The following is a 1,869-nucleotide window of genomic DNA, read 5'->3' on the forward strand; positions in this document are numbered from 1 at the left end:
TGTAAGATTAAATCTTGACTTCTACACTTCGATTCTGATTAGAATTCGGCTCATTTAGACCGCTTAAAGTATTTTCATCACCTAATTCTTCTAACCTATTGCCAATTCTTTCAGAAGTAAGGTTATCTATATTTATTGCTATATCGGTTAATAAATCCTCAATCTCTATACCGTTAAACTCTCCCACTCCTTCGTTAATTCCATTAGTATTTGTCCTGTGACCAAGTCTATCTAAAGCCTCAGAAACTCTACTCGGCGACATCAAACCTAAATCATTTAATAATTTACCTGCATCAGTATTATTACCAAAACCTTTAACATTATTAATGAGCTGATTTGCTATACCGGAAGCTACTTGGTTGTTTTTAGTATCATCTAGGATAGGAGATGGATCAAAAATAGGGACGGCACCGCCTCCGCCGGAATTGCCGCCTCCACCGGAGCCACCTCCTCCATTACCGCCGCCATTGCCTCCGTCACCACCGCCATTATCACCTCCGCTGCCACCGTCTCCGCCTCCGTTATCGGTATTTGCAAGTAATACAAGACCATTTGCATCACTGACCCATTTTACAAATCTGTTTTGTTCACCGCTTGCATCAATAGTGACTTTAGCTTGAGGTGCAGGAGTAAATGTTGCGCCCACTTCAAGTGCTACTACTTGGTGTTTAGTATTTGAAGTGATTTTAGTAATATCGGATCGGGATTTAATTTTAACTATTAAATTATCTAAACCGGACATATCAACATTAGCACCGTTACCGACTAATATATGACCACCTTTTTGTAATGCCGTATCAAAATGAGTAATAATAGTAAGCAGCCCGTTATGTGTAACATTTCCTGTATATTTTAGTTCATAAGTAGCGACATCTAATACAACGTCTCTAACATTTAAATTAGTGTTCATTTCTAAATTATTTAACAATACTAAATTTGCCTCATCGGCAATTAAAGTGCCAGATTTAATATTTTTCTCAAGTAACATGAATTTATTAGAGGCAATTTCTATGCTTTTTGCATTTGTAATTTCTTGTTTTAACCAAACATTTTCATTGAACTTTAAAGTACCGCCGTTATTAATCGGTGCATCTATTAAAACTGCATCTTTGAAATTTGCCGTGGTCGTAGCATCTGCAAAATTTAAATTATCTGCTTTAATATCGGTTAAATAATTAAATAGAGAGAGTGAACGAGGTAACACGTCTAAATCTACTATAGCCCCAAGTATAGCTAAATTTTTTGGATTTGCGTTATTATTACCTCTATCAAAATCTATAGTTTTACCTGCGTCTATATTAATATCTTTAGAATATACATCACCTTTAACCGTACTATTTCCACTAACTTGTACGCTTGCTAAACTGCCTAGCTTACTACCTAAATCATAAGCAATCTCGCCATCTATATTTAGCTTTACGTTACCTTGTTCATTATTTGCGGTGGTAATTCCTGAATAGAAATTCTTAGAGTTAACCATAACTGTGCCGTTACCTGTTAACTCTATTGCTTTTAATCTGTTATTTGCGGTTCCTACATTGCCGTTACCGGTATCAAAATCCGTTACCGCTAAAGTGTGGATATTATTTCCTGCCGTAGTAATATTAGTAACTTGTGCTGCTGCACCTAAAGTTAAGGTAGCTGCCTGAGCTGCATTTGAGAAATTGATATTTTGTGCTTTTAGCCCGCCCGTAACGGTAGCATCATTATTTGCAACTTCTATCGTACCTATAGTATTATTATTGCCAGGTGTACCGGTTATATTAATAGGTGCAGGATTATTTAGTTTTAAAGTACCGTCATTAGCATTTTCACCTGAGATATCAGTAGCAGGGTCGCGCCTCCGTATTGCAGTTTAGAGTAAATAGT

1 pseudogene is annotated in these 1,869 nt (G+C 36.5%); it reads right to left on the reverse strand.

The window, feature by feature from the left end:
- Positions 1 to 13: 13 nt before the first annotated feature.
- A pseudogene (locus tag KYQ89_RS00310) lies at positions 14 to 1,831 on the reverse strand (autotransporter outer membrane beta-barrel domain-containing protein); the annotation flags it as partial.
- Between the last annotated feature and the right edge of the window lie 38 nt (positions 1,832 to 1,869).

This window comes from Rickettsia sp. TH2014 (assembly GCF_019249195.1).
Taxonomy (GTDB): domain Bacteria; phylum Pseudomonadota; class Alphaproteobacteria; order Rickettsiales; family Rickettsiaceae; genus Rickettsia; species Rickettsia felis.